Annotated in this window: 10 protein-coding genes; all 10 read right to left on the reverse strand. The window is 50.1% G+C overall.

Translation table 11 applies throughout. The features are described 5' to 3' along the window. Window positions 1–495: 495 nt before the first annotated feature. The 10 genes from H7U12_RS05440 to H7U12_RS05485 all read right to left on the reverse strand — a co-directional run bounded on the left by H7U12_RS05440 (window position 496) and on the right by H7U12_RS05485 (window position 17,360). Window positions 496–996 (reverse strand): cupin domain-containing protein, encoded by a 501-nt coding sequence (locus H7U12_RS05440; protein WP_186634159.1) that lies wholly within the window; start codon window positions 994–996, stop codon window positions 496–498. Between the two features lie 207 nt (window positions 997–1,203). Then, window positions 1,204–1,968 (reverse strand): 3-keto-disaccharide hydrolase, encoded by a 765-nt coding sequence (locus H7U12_RS05445; protein ID WP_186634162.1) that lies wholly within the window; start codon window positions 1,966–1,968, stop codon window positions 1,204–1,206. Window positions 1,969–2,192: 224 nt separating this feature from the next. After that, a complete protein-coding gene (locus H7U12_RS05450) occupies window positions 2,193–4,166 on the reverse strand; it encodes a c-type cytochrome (RefSeq protein WP_377163575.1) in 1,974 nt (657 codons plus the stop codon). Between the two features lie 19 nt (window positions 4,167–4,185). Continuing rightward, window positions 4,186–6,036 carry a family 16 glycoside hydrolase gene (locus tag H7U12_RS05455; RefSeq protein ID WP_186634165.1) on the reverse strand — a complete coding sequence of 617 codons (1,851 nt, stop codon included), beginning with the start codon at window positions 6,034–6,036 and terminating at the stop codon, window positions 4,186–4,188. 291 nt (window positions 6,037–6,327) lie between these two features. After that, window positions 6,328–8,820: a glutaminase family protein gene (locus H7U12_RS05460; protein ID WP_186634168.1), complete on the reverse strand. Its 2,493-nt coding sequence runs from the start codon at window positions 8,818–8,820 to the stop codon at window positions 6,328–6,330. Window positions 8,821–9,047: 227 nt separating this feature from the next. After that, window positions 9,048–9,956: an ROK family protein gene (locus H7U12_RS05465; protein ID WP_186634171.1), complete on the reverse strand. Its 909-nt coding sequence runs from the start codon at window positions 9,954–9,956 to the stop codon at window positions 9,048–9,050. A 65-nt stretch (window positions 9,957–10,021) separates the two neighbouring features. Beyond that, window positions 10,022–11,965 carry a glycoside hydrolase family 97 protein gene (locus H7U12_RS05470; RefSeq protein ID WP_186634174.1) on the reverse strand — a complete coding sequence of 648 codons (1,944 nt, stop codon included), beginning with the start codon at window positions 11,963–11,965 and terminating at the stop codon, window positions 10,022–10,024. A gap of 280 nt (window positions 11,966–12,245) precedes the next feature. After that, on the reverse strand, window positions 12,246–14,438 hold the full coding sequence (locus tag H7U12_RS05475) for a GH92 family glycosyl hydrolase (protein WP_186634177.1): 2,193 nt from the start codon (window positions 14,436–14,438) through the stop codon (window positions 12,246–12,248). 249 nt (window positions 14,439–14,687) lie between these two features. Beyond that, entirely contained in the window at window positions 14,688–16,103 is a 1,416-nt protein-coding gene (locus H7U12_RS05480; RefSeq protein WP_186634180.1) for a glycoside hydrolase family 125 protein, read from the reverse strand. Between the two features lie 96 nt (window positions 16,104–16,199). Beyond that, complete coding sequence (locus H7U12_RS05485) at window positions 16,200–17,360, reverse strand: glycoside hydrolase family 76 protein (protein WP_186634183.1); 1,161 nt, start codon at window positions 17,358–17,360, stop codon at window positions 16,200–16,202. Window positions 17,361–17,424 lie beyond the last annotated feature (64 nt).

Consider the following 17,424-nt stretch of genomic DNA (forward strand, 5'->3'; position numbering starts at 1 on the left):
GGGATGAGGATGTCGTTCATGCACGTGATGAAGCCCCACATGAAGAAGAGCATCGTCACCACCATCAAAGCGCCCGTGTAACTCTTGCCCGGGGCGGCGTCTGTCTGGGTATACCTGCCATGGTTCGTTTGTATTGATTTGTGAAAGGAATGTTTTGGTAGTTAACCTAACATAATGCGTACTCCCTTTGGAAGCATGCAAAAAAAGTAGAATGCACTAACTCAGATTAGCCTTGGAGACCTGGAGCACGTTGTGGGAATGAATGATTCTTACATCTTCCAAGGTATGGCAAAGCCCCAGAGCGCTGAAAAGAGGCCGCGAAAATAAAATTGGCCCAATATCCTTTCTCCGTAAGAAGAATTACTTTTTTACAGTGGTTGCGCCAGAGTAGGCCTTATGGCACCTGATTCATGCATCACGGGAAAACGCGTTGACAGTTAGAAATAGAATCACACTATTCCAAAATTGTAAGAAGAAAGAAATATGGCGGTAGAGTTACCGCCCATAATCATCTTGAACCCTTACAATATCTTCTTCGTCTGAGGGCAAACGAATGTCTGTGTGCTGCCATATTTCTGATAAGACGCCCCAGCCGCTTAAGCCCACCAACCTATGGCGTTCTCCCTGTTTTAAGGTAATAATGCTACCGGGCTCCAGCACTTTTACTTCCCCTTCCTCGTCGGTGTCACTTACTACCACACCTACCTTTCCTTCCACTACTTTCCAGATTTCTGCCCGCCGGTGATGGTACTGCCACGATAGCCTTTTCTGGGGGGCTACCACCAATATCTTGGGGCTGAGCTTACCTGATATCTTTAAATCATCAATGTTTATGCCGTCAAAGTAGACATTGGCAAATTGCTGGGCCTGGTCTTCTCGTATCACAAAGAAACCGCCCCAAGGTCTGGTCATGTCTTTATTTGCAATATCAAAGCCTTGCTGCTGTAACGTCTGTTCAATCTGATGAAAAAGGTTCTCCTTTTCTGTAGTAACCATTTTACTAGTTTTTCTTTAGGTTAAAATTGTATATCGCTCTTTACTACTTCCTTAATGAGGGGAAAGCCAAACTAAGTCGATTTTCTGTTTTAAGTCTGTTCTTAGAAAAACAGGCTTAGAACAGAAACATGTTGTATCTGCCAAAAAGGGCAGGTGATCCAGTACCAGTGGCTACCTAGAGTTCTGTAAAAGCTATTGTAAGATGCTTTATAATTCCCTGATCCAGATGTTGCGGTAAGCGACGGGGTTGCCATGGTCCTGTAAACTGATAGGGGCTTTGCCGTGCGCATTGTACTGCGGCAACCCTATGTATTCGGTAGTACCTTTTATTCCTACGTTGTTCTGTACCACCACGCCATTGTGCAACACCGTGACCCTGGCTGGTGAAAAGAGAGACCCGTCTTCTTTGAAGCGAGGCGCGGTGTAAATAATGTCATAGACATTCCACTCGGCAGGTTTGCTCATGGCATTCACCAGCGGGCGGTGCTGTTTGTAAATACTGGCGGCTTGTCCGTTAGAGTAGGTGCGGTTTTGGTAAGAATCCAGAATCTGCACCTCGTATCTGTCCTGCAGGAAAATGCCGCTGTTGCCTCGCCCCTGGCTGCTGCCTTTTACCTCATCTGGCGCGCTCCATTCAAGGTGCAGCTGAAAATCCCCAAATTCTTTTTTGGTAGTGATGTCTCCTTTGCCCACGGTAAAGGCTCCGTTTTTGACTGCCCATTTCGCCTCAGCTCCGTCTGCTTTTGCCTTCCACTCAGCTAAATATTTGCCGTTGAACAGTACAATTGCGTCTGAAGGGGCGGCATTATTCAACCCCGGGGTCACTACCCGAGGCTCCGGTTCCCAGAATTCGGTCATCTCTGGGGTCATTTTAGGCGGCTTGGGCACCTCTTGGGCAAAGGCATTCTCCTGGGTTAGAAACCCGGCAGCTACAATTGCTAACGCCCAGGTAAAAGTCTGTTTCCTGTTCATGAAGATCTCTAAGTTTCAATTGGCAGCTGCATTCAGCGAATGAGGCTTTTTAACAGCCTGTATGGAGTTTTCTACTTCTGGCTTACAGGAGGAAAAAGCGAGGTAGTGCTTTCTGTTTTAAGGCTGTCATGAAGAAAATCCCTCCGAAACAGAAAGCACTTACCCTGTCTTCATCGGGCTGGAATGTAAATCAGAAGCAAATCAGAAAGCTCTAGACAGGCTTTTTATTTCAGTGTGTTAATCCAGGCCGCAATTTTAAGGGCTTCGCTTTTGGTAACCTGCGGCATAGGCGGCATAGGTGTAAATCCTGGCCAGTTTTCAGGTTTAGGGTTATGAATAAGTTCTACTATCTGCTGATTCGTGTACTTGCGTTTGGCAACGTCTCTGAAGGAGGGACCTACCAGCTTCTTATCGGTGTTGTGGCAAGCCAAACACGTATTTTTAGTTAACAGGGGCTTTACATCATTAAATGTAAACACCACATTGGCAGCTGGCTTGGCCTTTGGCGCAGAAGCTTTGGCAGGTACAGTGCCGGTAGCCTTGGCCTTCGCAGCCGGGGCTTTCGCTTTCGCCACCTTTGGCTTAGGAGCCGCCGCAGAGTTTCTTGTGCTCGTCTCGTTCAAAGAAAGCTTTGTGCCGGCCGGAATATGGTTGAGCGTGTAGTAGGCATCTGGATGCACCAGGGTATAGGCGTTTTCTTTAGCCCGCACGCCTTCCAGCTGAAGATGGTGAATGTAGCCTTCTCGCAGATCACCCACCACCAGCCGTAGGTTCATACCATCTTCTGAGACTTTCACACCTTTTACCGGCAGTTTCTTTTTGTTAACGATGGGGCTACCGTACACCGGATGGTATTTGTAACTGAAACTTTCTACTGCATAGGAGGCCAGATCTTCCGCTGATTTTTTATCTATCGGGGTGGTGAAGGCTACCTCAAACCCATCGGGCATGGCTTTAACGGTGGTCATCTCAAACGGAACCCTTTTGTTCCAGACTAAGCGCTGCAACCCTTCACTTGCCTCGCCGGCGGCTCCCCACCCCCGGGCGGTTTCCCCTACGAACAGCGATTTATCATGTGCCCAGGCCATGCGTAAAACGCCTGACTGGAAGCCGCTTCTAAAGTCAAAGGCCACCCCCTGGTACTCGCCGTTTACCTTCTCCAGTACTACCCGCATGATCTTGCTCTGTCCCTGGTCTCCCACCAGATATTGCCCCTCAAAAGGCCCGAAGTGGCCGACTGGTATTTCCAAAATCTCAGTGTTAGAGATCCCTAAAATTCCGTGTGGAAGCCAGACGGCAGGTAATTGCAGCCCCGGAAGCTTCTTTTGCACGTCATGTAAGGTAACTACTGGTTCATTCTGGATATTCTCTGGTTTAACATATTCCCCTTTCTCGTTTTTCTTATCACGTGGGTCAACGATGGCGTACACTTGTGACTGATTGATCTTAACCGGTGAATTAGGTTGCCCTGACCACTTTAACCCAGCGGGGTGCCCGGCAAAAGCTCCTTTTTTCAGGTGCCACAGACCACCTGACCCTACCCAGTCTCCCTGGTTTTCAGTATAGAACATTTCACCGTTTATCATGCCTAAGCCAGCCGGTGAGCGCATGCCGGCGGCCCAGGGCTCCATCTTTCCATCTTCGGTGATGTGTAGCGTCCAGCCGCGCCAAGGCACCATACTTCTACCTTCCCACCAGGGTTCGGTGAATCCAATGTTGGTGGTAACAAAGAAGGAGCCATCTGGGGCTATCTTAGGCCCGAAGCTGTACTCATGGTAATTGCCGGATATGGGCCACGCATATATGGTCTCATATAGATCTGCTTTGCCATCATTGTTGGTATCCACTAATTTGGTGAGTTCGCCGCGTTGGGCGCAGTAAAGGGCACCGTCTTTGTAGGCCAGCCCCAGCACTTCGTGCAGGCCGGAGGCAAATTTTATAAAGTGTGGCTTGGCACTGGTGGGGTTTTCTACCACAAAGACGTCTCCCCGCCTGGTAGAGATGCCCAAGCTGCCGTTAGGCAATACCGTCAAACCACCTACTTCCAACAGCGTACCTTCAGGTGAAGGAACCCGCATGATCTTAAAGAAGTCCTCTTCCTTGGGTGACTCCTGCGCGACAGACACGTTACCTAAGCCCACTGACAAGACACCGGCTAAAAGCATGTGCTGCAACAATTTTTTTCCTGCTTTATTCATCAGTTGATTGCTTTAGAAATCAAAAAAGAAGGGTATACACCAGTTTAGAGCGCACGGGCACGATGAGTTCCTGACGGCCGTTTACCGTTCTGATGATTGGTTTAGCCCCAGCCAGGTCATCCAGGCGCACATAATAGGCTTTGTCATCTACCAAGTACATGCCTTTGCCTGCGTCTTCAATTTTTTCTCCATCTATTACACGGGCGTACAATCCGGTGGCAGAACTCTGAATGTTCAGTTCCCGCTGCAGTCCTCTTCCGCTCTCAATGATCCGGAAGGCATCTTGCACGGTGGTTCCGTGCACCCTATACCGAAAGGTGGGCTCCGCATTCTGGTTCAGGCTGTACCCCTTGGGGATGAAATTGCTGCCAGTGGTATCAGTAACCCAAGCGGACTGTTCTGTAGCTAAGGCGGCCAGGGTAAGGGTAGGTTTCCCGAACTGTTTAATTGAACCTAATGCTTTGGAAGAACCATCGCCCCGTTCATGCCACATGGGGGTAGCGTCTAAGAAATCACCGCGCCACAGCTGCACCAAGGCACCATGGTCTAAGTCATAGGTGTAATGCAATTGATTTGCGCTCCCCACTGATACTGCGTGGGTGACCCGGTGCTGACCGGGCAGGTCCATGAAGCTCCGCAAAACAGGTCGTTCCTGGGCAGACACGATGATAGGATCTGCATCCACATCGGGCACCAGTTCTTTTTCGCTTATCAGAAACTCCCGTACTCCAGGCCCGCTAACCCGAAGCGCCAAAACCGGTTTCTCCCAATCCATGTATTTAGAATACAATAACTCAAAAGGGAATTCACCAGCCGGCAGGGTTACGGTTCCTTTTCCCTCCCAGGTTTTGAAAGGCACTACGTCCTGATTGTTTACCCTGATTGACCCTGAGCCGCCACGGGCGAAGAGGTTGAACGTATACTCGCCTGGTTCTTTTACTTCTAAGGTGCCATTATACCTGACCAGGTATTGTTTTGTACCGGTTTTCAGGTTGGAAGTAAGGATATTGGAGGTTCCCTGTGGGCCTTCTGCCTCGGGCGGAATGCTATCATACACGGGTTGCCGCTCATACCTTCCCTGGTAAATTTTGTACGTAAGATTTTTCAGCTCTGGTTGGGCTTTGCTGTAGTGGGTCACTTTCATATTCCGGAAGGCCACGGCCCCGTGGTCGCCCTGTAACCGGATAGGCCCGGTGGGTTTTTCATCGTTGCTGATGCTTCCTCTGGTGGGGCCGAACAACTCCACGTTCTCTTGAATAGTGACGCCGTTCAGCTCTAGGCGAAGTATTTTGGCATTCGCAGTCTTTTTACCGCTGGCATCAAACTGCGGGGCCTGAAAAGAGATTTTCAGATGCTGCCAAAGGCCGGGGGCGCGACCTACGTTCTGGCGGGGCGCATACCCCTGGAATCCTTTCTGACCCTCCGGCCGGCTTTCGTCCCAGCGTTCGTAAATTCCTCCCAAGCTACCGGCCGTGCGGTTGGTAGAGCCCCAGCCATCCAGTAACTGCACCTCATACCGGCCTTGCAGGTAAATACCTGAGTTAGAACCCTTGGCCATCATGAAATCCAATTCCAGGTCTACATTGCCGTGCTCAAAGGTGGTGAACAGGTCCTGACCCTTGTTCTTCTTAGTAGGCATGTTCACGAGTACCCCGTCTCCTTTACTTTGGGTCAATTTATTTTCCTCAGCCAGATCAGCAGACACATTGCCCGCTATCTGCCAGGATTTGCCGGGGTTCTGGAAAGATGAAAGGTCTTGCAGCGGAATAGCAGTGGTTTGCCCATAGGCCAGGGCAGAAATAGCCAGGCAAGTTATTACCGCAACAGTTCGCGCTTTCCATGTAAAAAGGAATTTGGATAGGTGTAACATTAGCCAATAATTGTTTTATAATATGATGATGCTACAGTTAGCTGTTCAAATAATTGTTTCCCCAACGCAGGGCGAGCAGTTTATTAGCCAGTTGCGTTTTTACTGCTTTGTGTTTTGGACCAGTTTTTTTAAAACCAGTCCCAAAACACGTTTATAACTTATGCCACGCCTTCTCCGCATAACTTCTGATGGTCAAACATTTCAGTCAGAAACTGAGGAATCTCAGATGCGATTTTCCTGCATTCCTAAAAGAAGGAAAGGAAAGATGTTCATAGGAATACTTACTGGGCGCTACTTTTTACTTGCTTTTTGTGCCTGCTTTCCGCTGAGCTTTTCCGCCAGCAGTTTCATGAAGTAACCACCTACCACAGAGCGTGCCTGGAAACCTGTTTTTTTGCCGTCTGTGGTTTCATGCCAGTCGCTGAGGGGAACTCTGGATGAGGTCTCGTTTGCGTATTTCCAGACGGGTGATATGATGGCTTTGAAATCAGCGGGGTTATCTGCCAGGGTGGCCGTCCAGATAATCCAGTCAGACTTGGTGTAAGTCTTGCGGCTGTCCAGCGGGAGGCCGTAGGTGCCCTGCTTCTTGAGGTAATATTTTACCTCCGTTTCCCGCACAGTTTTCGGGAAAATGTTTAAATCCAAAATAGTATCCCAAGCCAGGTTGTACTTCTGGCTCCAGGTGCCTGGCTTCTCAAACGCCAGGGTGTAGTGGTCACCGTCCTGGGCCAGCTTCATCCAGTTCTGCGCCATCTCCTGGGCTACGTCTTTGTATTGTTTGGCCACGTCTGGTTTGCCCAGCATGCCCGCCAGCATGCCATAAGAAGCCAAGGCTTCAATGGCTTTGACCGACAAGTTTGCGTTGCGGGCCAGGTGCCCAGCGAAATCGTCGGTTGACAATTGGTTCTCGGGGTCAAAGCCGCTTTTTTTCAAGAATTCGGCCCAGGTGGTCAAGGTAGCCCAGTGTTTTTTGGCGTACTCGGCGTTGCCCTCTGCCTTGGCAATGGCTGCGGTCAAAATAAGCATATTACCGGCTTCCTCCACGGGCATGTCCTCGCCATACGTCTGGCCGTTGGCAAACGGGTAGTTTCCTAAGTCATGCGCGGGGTAGGGTTTCTTCCATTTTCCGCTTTCACTGTAGTAGAAGATGCCGTTCAGCATGCCTTTCAACAGCTCCGGGTTATAGAGCAGAAACAAAGGTGCCGAAGGGTACGTTACGTCCACCGTATTAATGTACCCACCGCTGTAATTCTCTTTAGACAGGAACAACGTTTCACCAGTGGGGCTTTTCACCAACGTGTGGGCGGCGATGGCTTGTCTGTAGGCCAACTCACATAAATCAGCGTATTCTTTTCCGCCCGCTTTCTCGGCGGCCTGGTACATCTGCCTGTCAAAAGCCTGGCACTGCTGCATGATTTTGCTGTAGTCCGTAGAAGCTTGGGCCAGCTGCTTCTCCATGGTGGCCGAGGCGTTGTTTTTCCACCAAGGCTTCAGGTTCTGTCCGAAAAACTGCACCGAGTATACTTCATCATACCCCAGCAGGAAGACCTGCTCTTTGGCGCTGGCCCCCACTTTGCCGAAGGGCAGAATGGTGCTCAGTACCAGGTTTCTGCTTTGTTGGGTGTTTTCAGGATTGCCCAACGAGGCCGAAAGGAACGGCGTCAGTTCTTTGCCGACCGGCGAAATGTATTGAATGGCTTTGGCGGCAGTGGGCACGGCTACATAGAAATATCCCCAATCTATGCGCTCTTTCTCCCACTTCTCCCGGAACATGGGTTGTTCTTTGGTGCCAGTTTTAAGGATGGACAGCTTCTCGGCGGTGTATTCCTGGCTCATGACTTCCTGCTCCGGCGTGTTCACCGCTAGGTCTGACGAGGCTCCTAAATACACCTGCACCTCATGGCTTGCTTTGTCATTTGATGCTGCTTTCACGCTCACGTAGGTCACCGGCCGGGCCAGCACCTCCAGGTTGTTCAGCAGGAGCGGCGAGGTGAAGGTGGCGGTCACGTCTACTTTGCCGCAGGTGAATTGATAGATGGTCTGGGTGGCGTTGAGTTCTACGCTCTTCTGCACGGCAGGCGCAACCTTGGCGTAGGCGTTGGAGGCTACCTCCCGCACCAAGCCGGCATCCAGCAAACGCCCCCCGGCGGTATTGGCGACGTGGATGGCCAATACGTTCCCCTCTTTCTTCAGCTTTTTAGCAATGTCGGCCGAAATGGGAATGTACTGGTACTGGTGGGCCCAGCCAGACAGGCGGTAGATTTCCTCGCCGTTCAGGTACACCTCCACGTCATCGTCGTGGCGCAGCTTCAGGTACAGGTTCCCGGTACCTGAATCGTTCAGGGAGAAGGTTCTCCGCACCCAAAGGTTACTGCTTTCCCAGAGGGTTTTGGCGCGGGCCTTGTCATCCCCGAACGGGGCAGGCCCATTTTTCCAGGAGGCCGCGCTAAACTGCGGGTTCATCCAACCGGCGCCGGGCTCGGTTTCGGTATAGGTGAACGAATACGAGGACTCATCGGCGGCAGCCACCACTGACTGGTATACTTTCGGCTCTTTACCCAAGAATTGATACACCTGCCCGTCTACCTTCACCATGCCAAGCAAGGAAGCATTCTGACCAGACCAGTGGGTGGTGGGCGATTTCGCTAACTCGTCCCCGAAGGACCAGACACTGAAATAGGTATTATGGGTGATTAACGGATACGCGGGGGCTCTGAGGTTTTGCGCGGTGAGCAGCACCTTAGGCAACCATACCAGAATCAAAAACAAACAGATTCTTTTCATAAACGCATAGATGATGTTATGGAGTTGTAAGTAAGCTCGTTGCTTGGTGAGGTCACCTCGATCTTGTGTTCAATCAAGCGGGGCATTGCTTCCTTGCTATTGGTCCTGCAGAGGGGCGGCTAAAAAAGGATTCGGGGTGCCATTAATTCTCTTTTGGGCCCGCTTTCCTGAAAATAGACCCAAAAGAGAATCAATGGCTTCAGCCGGGCAGCCTTAGGGGCTTCTCCTTACTCTGCCTGGCCATTTAAGGCCTCCTCCTTTTCCAACAGGCTTTCCTGCCAGGAGCTGGCGGCCCCAATGAGCGCAGACTTCTCGCCTAATTCAGCCACCCTAATTTGAATAGGCAAGGCTGCTTTCCGCAGGTGCCGCATCAACTCTCCAGAGAAAAGCGGGTAAGCGTTGGAGATGTTACCGCCAATCACCAGCACGTCTGCAGTTGGGGGGTGCACCGCCGTTTCTATAAACTGCCCCAGGTTTTGCCCAAACTCATCAAATACCCGTTGGGCCACTGCATCCTTTGAAGCCACGTCAGCGATTTCCTTCACGCCTTTTACCCGCTGACCCGTTAGTTCCTGGTAGCGGCCCACAAACCAGCGCGTAGACAAATACTCTTCAGCGATACCGGATTTGAAGGGCGCATTCCAGAGGTCTGCGTCTTTCACCTGGCCGTGGTGGCACCAGGCCGATCCCAGTCCTGTCCCCAACGTAAGCCCCAGTACCCGCCCCTCGCCCTGGGCGGCCCCGCAGAATACCTCGCCCAGCAGAAAGCAAGCGGCATCATTCAGGAACCTGATATCGGCGGTTGGTATGGAAAGCTGTTCTGCCAGCAACTCTTTCACATTTAGGTTGTAGAGGATGTCATACTTGTTCTGGTCTTTGATAAGGGATACTCCCTTGGTATAGTCAAAGGGCCCGGGCATGGCAATGCCTATTTTGCTTGCGTGTGCCCCGTTGAACCTTCGGGTTTGCTGAATTACCTCGCACCAGTTAGTGATGATCTCGGTGACGGTACTCTGTGTGTCTATCTCTTTCCGCAGATAGCTTCCGGCAACCAAGGTGCTCGTTTCTATATTGATTAGGGCGGCAGAGATATGCGTGCCTCCTACATCAATTCCCACTACAGTTGAATGATCCATAAATGATAAGCTTGTTACTTGTTAAAGCGATAGGCCTGTGTTCAGCCCCTTCTACCCACACTCTTCTATTTTTTACTTATAAGGGCTACCCAGCCTCCACCTTTGGCTAAGCTTGCCGTGATGGTGGTATTTTTGGTAACCGTTGTTTTTTCTGTTTTAAAATCCTCGGCGTTGCGGTCAGCGTTTATCCCATCTTTCCAGACCTGCATGGTGTAGTCGCCTTCCCCCAGAAAAGAAAGCTGGAAGCTCAAGTCCCGTTGGCTCCAATCTGTCATGCCGCCTATGTACCAGTCGCCGTTCTTCGCTTTCCTGGTCAGCAGCACGTACTCTCCTACCTTGCCCTGCAGCGGAATCGTCTGCTCCCACTCGGTAGGCACCTTGCTCAGGAACTCCATGGCCTCAGGTTGCTTGTAGTAGTGGGTAGGATTATCGGCCAGCATTTGGAGGGGGCTCTCGTACACCACGTACATGGCCAGCTGGTGCACCCTGGTGCCCATGCTCATGGGCTTGGACCAAACCGGTTTCCACATGTTTTTCTGGGCGTTCAGCATAGCCCCCGGTGTATAATCCATGGGGCCGGCGGCCATTCTGATAAACGGAATGGTGACATTATGCTCTGGGTTGACAATGTCGCTCCCTTTGTTCTGCTCCAGGCCAAGTACCCCTTCATAGGAGATCACGTTGGGATAGGTGCGGTAAAGTCCGGTAGGCTTGTAGGCACCATGGAAGTCAACGAGCATCTTTCTTTTGGCGGCCGCCTCAGATACTCGGGTGTAGTACCTGACCATTTCCTGGTCGTCTCGCTGCATGAAATCTACCTTTATGCCTTTGATGCCCCACTTGGCAAATTGGTCTAAGGTGGGCTCCAGCTTTGCACCGTCCAGGGCGAGCCAGTTTGCCCACAGCACCAGGCTCACCTTTTTCTGTTGGGCGTAGGCAGACAACTCTGCTATGTTAATGCCGGGCATCTGCTTGAGTAGGTCCCGGGTGTCGCTCCAGCCTTCATCCAGTATCACGTACTCCAGCCCGAATTTAGAAGCGAAGTCTATGTAGTACTTGTAAGTGTCATTGTTGACGCCTGCTTTAAAGTCTACTCCGGTGATGTTGTTGTCGTTCCACCAGTCCCACTGTACCTTCCCCGGCTTTACCCAACTGAAATCTCCGGTAGAGGGGCTGGCCAGTTGGTACACTAGTTGGTTCACCAGCAGCTCCGCGTCATTCCGGGCCACCATGATGATGCGCCAGGGAAACGGCTGCGGGTTGCTCACAGTGGCAATGTAGTTCTCCCGTTCCACCACCCGCATGTTTCGGTCTCCGTCTAGCTGGGTCTTTTTGGGGTAATAGGGAAAGACACCTTTCACGCCGCCCGTTCCGTCTCCTCTTAACCACATTCCCGCATAGTCTAGCAGGTCTGCCTCCGTTACCAATAGCCGCATGTTCTGGACGCTGAACAGGGCAGGTAAGCTGGCGAGGTGTTGGGCATTGATGCTGTCTGGTGAAAATTGGCGGTAAGCGCGTTCATTGTGGGAAAAGAACCCGTCTTCCTGCGGGTACCAGGCCTTTTCCGCCTGGTTCAGTTTAAAGGAAGCTACCTCAGCGGTTATCTCAGAAGGTCCTTTTCTTGTGGTGACCCAACGCCAGGCGGCCCCGTTGTTATATACCCGCCACTCCAGTGACAGGCCGTGGGCAAAAACAAGGCGCAGTTCGTTGAAGTTATCTTGGACCTCTTTCCCTTTTTGCCACACCACCGGGTGTAGCACCTGATCTACCGACCGCTTGCTGGTTTTGGCAACTTTCCAGTTCTTCCCTTTCCCAAAATCAGTTTCCAGATGTAAGACCGAAGGGTTCACCAGTTGTTTGCCGTCGGCAATGATGGTATAGTAAAGGCTGTCTGACAGGGTCAATTTGACCTCTGTCCTTTTGTCTGGTGAAAGAAGGCTATACTGCTGGGCGTGCACCGCCACGGCCGTCCAGAGAAAAAGAACCACAAAAATGCTTTGCCTTACCATATCAGATTGTTCATTTCCATTCAGTTGAATCTCTTTGAAACGGTTTCAAGCCTGTTTCATCAAAAACCCCTCAAAAACAGTATTTGGTACTTTGTTCGTTTGTGCCTGCCCCTTCCAGTTGAAGCTGTTTTAAACAGGTACCTAATAACTTCTTTCTGTTTCGGAACCCTTTTTTCAAAAACAGGCCTGTAACAGAAAGTAGTTATTAGGTTATGCTTTTAAGGTATCCTTGTCATGCCGAGGTAGATTGTACTTAGCAGATGGGTAAGAAAAGGCTGCCTCAGTTGCCTGTCACCACCCTTAACTCACCGCCGTTCCTGAACAAATCATGGGATACGAAATACCCTTTCTGTGCCTGGCCATTCACCAGAATAGATTTTAGGGCTCTGTCTTTCCCTGCTTTCTGAATCAGCACCTGCTTGCCATTGGGCATGGTCCAACGCACTTCATCAAAAATGGGCACGGTGACCAGGTATCGGTCATCAGCAGGGGAAAAGGGATATACCCCCAACGCATTGAAGACATACCAAGACGACATCTCCCCGGAGTCATCCATGCCACACAAGGCCAGACCGTTTTCCCCAATGCCGTACAGCTCCTCCATGATGCGGTCAAGCATGTGCTGGGATTTCTCAGGCTTGTTGATGAAGTAGTAGGAGAACGGGGCCTCATGGTCGGGCTGGTTTCCGTGGCAGTATTGCCCAATCATGCTTTCCACGTTCCGGGCAATGTAATTAGGGTTCCAGGGCAGGGTAAACAGGGAGTCTAACTTGGCCTCAAACGGTTTGGCTCCGCCATACATAGAAATAAGTCCGGGCATGTCGTGCAGGGCGAAAAACGAGAGCTGCCAGGCATTGGCTTCGCGGTACATGTACTCGTAATACGGGTACTGCGGGTTGAAATTCTGAATCCAGTCCCCGTTGGCCAAGCGGCCCCGCATGAACCTGGTCTTTGGGTCGAACACGTTCCGGTAGTTCTGCGACCGCTTCATGAGCACCCGGTAGTTGGCCGTGTCACCCAGGGCCTTGGCCAGTTGGGCTAGAGAATAATCGTCGTAGGCATACTCCAGCGTCTTGGACACCCCAGCTTTGCCCTTGGTTTCTACGTGCGGGTTGGCTATATCAGGATCAGAGATGAACCCTTTCTGGATGTACTCTTCAATGTAAGGCCTCGCACCGCCTTTTACGTTGGCGTTGCGCAGAAGCAGGTTATAGGTGGCTTTCACATCAAAGCCGTCTAACCCGCGGGCATAGGATCCGGCAATAAAAGGTGCGGCGTGGTCACCGTGGAAAAAGGTAGGAATGAAACCGGTTCTCTCCCCCACGTCTTTGAGCGACTTTATCACATCTACCGCTACCTCAGGAGAAACAATGCCTAACAAAATGAGGTTGTTACGGTACGTGTCCCAGAGGGAAGGCTCGGTGTAGTACTTGAAATCGGCTTTCGCTTTATTGCCTTTGGCATCCGTATATTCTCCATTGGTGTCACTGCGGAGGGCAGGCCAGAGAAAAGACCGGTACAAGGACGTGTAGAATAATTCTCTCTGTTTATCTGTGCCTCCTTTTACCTGTATTTTTGAGAGCAGGGTCTCCCAGGTGGCATCGGCTTCTTTTCTTATGGCTTGAAATGTTTTATCTCCTATCTCGCTTTCAAGATTCTGTTTCGCGTTTTCTACGCTCACAAAAGAGAGGCCTATTTTCATGTCCACCACTGACTTCCCTCCATCTTTCAGGTGTAGAATAGCCAGGCCCTTTCGGGTATTCTCACCTCTCTTCTCCAAGCTGCTCAGCTCTGTGCTAAGGGTTGCGTAGAAGTAGATCTTTTCTCCTACATCCTGGTGCCCCTGCACAGCATTCTTGCCTACCTGCTGAATGCTCCATTGCCTTACGTGATTGTTGGCTTTGGACAGATCAAACACAATGCTGCGCTCTTTGCTGGACGGATAGGTGTACTGGTGATATCCGGCTCTGAGGGTCGAGGTAAGGTCTACCTGCACCTGATAATCTTGCAGCAGTACTCCGTAATAGCCTGGTGAGGCACTTTCCTGGGCATGGCTGTAGCGGGAGTAAAACGACTCTTTGCCTTGGGTAGGCCCAGTGACAGGCAGAACGGGGATGTTGCAAAGGTTCCAATGTCCTTTGTTGGTATGGGTAAAGGAATAGATAAGTGTGTCTTCATATTCATACCCTGCCCCAGACCCATATTCGGTCATAGGGCTTAACTGCACCATGGCATTAGGAAGGGAACTACCCGGATACACCAGCCCAGCCCACACCCGCCAGTCTTTGGGAGGGGTATAGCCAATTATTTTTGGATCCAACAAAGGAGCCGTACCAATAAAGGTATTTACATACCGGGTATAGGTAGAGTTTTCATTTTTGCTGACTAGCGTTTCTGATTGTTTAATCGTTTTAGCACAAGAAAAAACAAACAGCAGTATCAGCAGAGATAGCGCATATCGTAACGTATTCATCAAATAACTCTAATTAACAAGGTGCGGTGTACATGATTTGGGAACAAGCACCCCTTATTTTTAGCTGGAAAACTTCATTCAAAAGACTTATATCCCTATCAGGTTCAGGGAATAACACAGCAAGGTTTCTCCTCTGGCTCTCCGCCTACCAAATTGGAATTAATATCCTTAGGGGCAGAGAGCCATTTCCTATCATTAAAATAAACGAAAGGAGGAGCAAACCATTGACAGAATCAGTCAGGTATACTTCTATGCCAGAAGCTTAGGGGTTTCCTGATAGGTCTTCCAGAGTAACTCGCCAAAAAGCGTATTGGCCCAAGCAAACCAAGAGCGAGTAAATTTAGTGGGGTCGTCTTTGTGGAAAGTTTCATGCATGAAGCCAGTGCCGCCGTGCGTATTTTTCAGCATTGTGATACACGTTTTGATTTCATCATTGCTTGTGCTAGTAAGCGCCCTCATAATGATGGCCATTGGCCATATCATGTCTTTGCCAACATGAGGCCCTCCCACTCCCTCTCCGGCTGTTCCTTTGTAGTAAAAAGGGTTATTCTCAGACAAGATAAATTTGCGGGTATTCTGATAGATGGGATCGGAGGTTGCCATGGCCCCTAAGTAGGGTAGGGAAAGGAGGCTAGGTACGTTGGCGTCATCCATTAAGTAATGATTCCCAAATCCATCTACCTCAAAAGCATACAACTTGCCATGTTTGGGATGATCTATGATGGCATGGGCCTTGAGGGCTGCCTCTACTTCTGCCGCCAACGCGAGCATGGCCGCAGAAGTGTTCTGATCTTTGGCAATCTTTTCCATCATCTCAGCGCCTTGCCTTAAGCTTATCACAGCAAAGAAGTTAGATGGCACCAGAAAGGAGTATACTGTGGCATCATCACTGGGCCTAAAGGAGGAGCATATCAAACCCACTGGGTTAACAGGATTACCATACCCGGCCATTGACAGCGTGTCGGTCGCAAACTGGGTGGTGCGCTGAAATTTATAGGGACCAAGGTCCTGCTTGCGTTGCTGTTCCTTGAAGGTTGCCAACGTCAGTTTTACGGCTTGCTGCCACTCGTTGCCAAATGGAGAAGTATCGCCTGTGGTTTTCCAGTACTGATAGGCCAGTCTGATAGGGTAGCACAAAGAATCAATCTCCCATTTACGCTCATGTACCCCAGGCTTCATGGCAGTATGATCAGATTTCCATTCTCCTACCTTATTGTCATCGCCGTAAAAGGCATTGGCATAAGGGTCTTTTAAAACACAACGGGTTTGCCGGTTTATTACTCCAGCAATTAGCTGCTTTAGCTTTTCATCTTTGGGTGCGAATGGCAGATAAGGCCACACCTGGGCTGAGCTATCCCGCAGCCACATGGCATCTATGTCCCCGGTGATGACATAGGTATCCGGTTTGCCGTCTACTATTTTATGCGTTACTGTTGTGTCAAGGGTGCTGGGGAAACAGTTCTGAAACATCCAGCTCAGCTCCTTATCCTTTACCTTTTTGGAAAACTCCGCAATGGCGTTTTCCACTGATTTACTTTGGAAGTTACGTTTTGCCGCCGGTACCCGTACTACCGGGAAGTCTGCTGAGGCAAACACCAACTGGGGGTTTAAAAGGATACCGGCACCTAACAGGGCTGAACTATTGATAAATGTTCTTCTGTTCATTTCGTTTGAAAACTTAAATAAAATCTTGAGGGAAGAGAAGTATCAAAAGAGCTTAGGTCCTGCCCTTCTGATACTTCTAACATTGTGGCTTCTGATTTAATCTAACAGGTTCAATTCATCTAATCTTGCTAATGCCTCCATCAGCATTACACCAGATAATTGGGTAGAAAAATCAGTAGATTCTCCAGGCATATTCCTCCAATCAGGACTTATCATAAGCGAGGGCCTACGGATACCTGTGGAGTAAAGGGTCTCACCGTTGTACTTCAGAAAATTTATGTATTTGGCTTTTTCTGCTTGCGGCACATTAGGTTGTTCAATCAAATTAGCCATGTATCTCACCAGGATTCCTTTGAAAAGGCCGCCGTCACCTTGGTTTTCACTTCTGAGAATGCCTCCGGGCGAAAGCTCAGTACTATTGATGACAGTATTGGCCGTGCGTACTGCATCAGTCAGGTATGACTGCTCACCGGTAGCCTTGTGCAGTTCCTGTCCCGCCCCAATAAAGACTCCTTGGTTATAGGTAAAAATCCAGCTCTTATCAATCTCCCCATTACCGGTTCTATTGATTCCATCCCAAACAATGCCGGTTGCAGGATCAACCAAGGTTGACTTCAGCCAAGTGTAGAGGGTTTTGGCCAAGTCAAGGTCCTCCTGCTTCTTCTGCAGTTGATACAGCCTTGAGGCCAAAATAATGGCTGGGGCATTGGCGGGGGTATTCTTGTAATCCAACTGGGTTTTCTTCCAGGCAATACCTCCGCCCTGGTTCGCATTCAAACCAGTTTTAATGTCTTGCCACAGTAAGGTGGTTGCCTCCAAAAAAGCGGGATCTTTGGTGGCATCGTACGCCCGAAGGCTGGAGAGGGCAAGCCACTCCATGTCATCATAGAACTCGTTGGGCAAGCCTCCGTTGTTTTTGTCTTTGATTCCGCTCAGCAGGGATTTCATACGCTGAACATAAACCGCATCATCGGTACGTAGGTAAGCATCTACCAGCGCATCCAGGGCGTGGGCATTCCACCAGTAGTTGAAATTGGTATTGCCGGTATTGTTCTGAACAAAATACTTGGCATCGGCGGAGAGGAATGTACTGTAGGTTTTATCCTGCAGCGAATCTGCGGTGGCCGCCCAATTGTACACCACCACTTCAGAGTCACGGTCATACAGCGGGAAGGGCTCATCTTCACAGGAGCTGAAAACCCCTAACACGGCCATCAAGCCAATGCACAGTATGCGTTGAAAATTCATCGTTTTCATAAAAAGAGGCTTAAAACGTGAGGAACTTCCCCAACCCTTCTCCGGCACTACAGAACCAGGATTG

Source organism: Rufibacter sediminis, assembly GCF_014269285.1.
GTDB lineage: Bacteria > Bacteroidota > Bacteroidia > Cytophagales > Hymenobacteraceae > Nibribacter > Nibribacter sediminis.

Excerpts from the sequence above, each read along its gene's own strand:
- H7U12_RS05440 (WP_186634159.1), bottom strand. The coding sequence starts at position 996 with ATGGTTACTACAGAAAAGGAGAACCTTTTTCATCAGATTGAACAGACG.
- H7U12_RS05445 (WP_186634162.1), bottom strand. The coding sequence starts at position 1,968 with ATGAACAGGAAACAGACTTTTACCTGGGCGTTAGCAATTGTAGCTGCC.
- H7U12_RS05450 (WP_377163575.1), bottom strand. The coding sequence starts at position 4,166 with ATGAATAAAGCAGGAAAAAAATTGTTGCAGCACATGCTTTTAGCCGGT.
- H7U12_RS05455 (WP_186634165.1), bottom strand. The coding sequence starts at position 6,036 with ATGTTACACCTATCCAAATTCCTTTTTACATGGAAAGCGCGAACTGTT.
- H7U12_RS05460 (WP_186634168.1), bottom strand. The coding sequence starts at position 8,820 with ATGAAAAGAATCTGTTTGTTTTTGATTCTGGTATGGTTGCCTAAGGTG.
- H7U12_RS05465 (WP_186634171.1), bottom strand. The coding sequence starts at position 9,956 with ATGGATCATTCAACTGTAGTGGGAATTGATGTAGGAGGCACGCATATC.
- H7U12_RS05470 (WP_186634174.1), bottom strand. The coding sequence starts at position 11,965 with ATGGTAAGGCAAAGCATTTTTGTGGTTCTTTTTCTCTGGACGGCCGTG.
- H7U12_RS05475 (WP_186634177.1), bottom strand. The coding sequence starts at position 14,438 with ATGAATACGTTACGATATGCGCTATCTCTGCTGATACTGCTGTTTGTT.
- H7U12_RS05480 (WP_186634180.1), bottom strand. The coding sequence starts at position 16,103 with ATGAACAGAAGAACATTTATCAATAGTTCAGCCCTGTTAGGTGCCGGT.
- H7U12_RS05485 (WP_186634183.1), bottom strand. The coding sequence starts at position 17,360 with ATGAAAACGATGAATTTTCAACGCATACTGTGCATTGGCTTGATGGCC.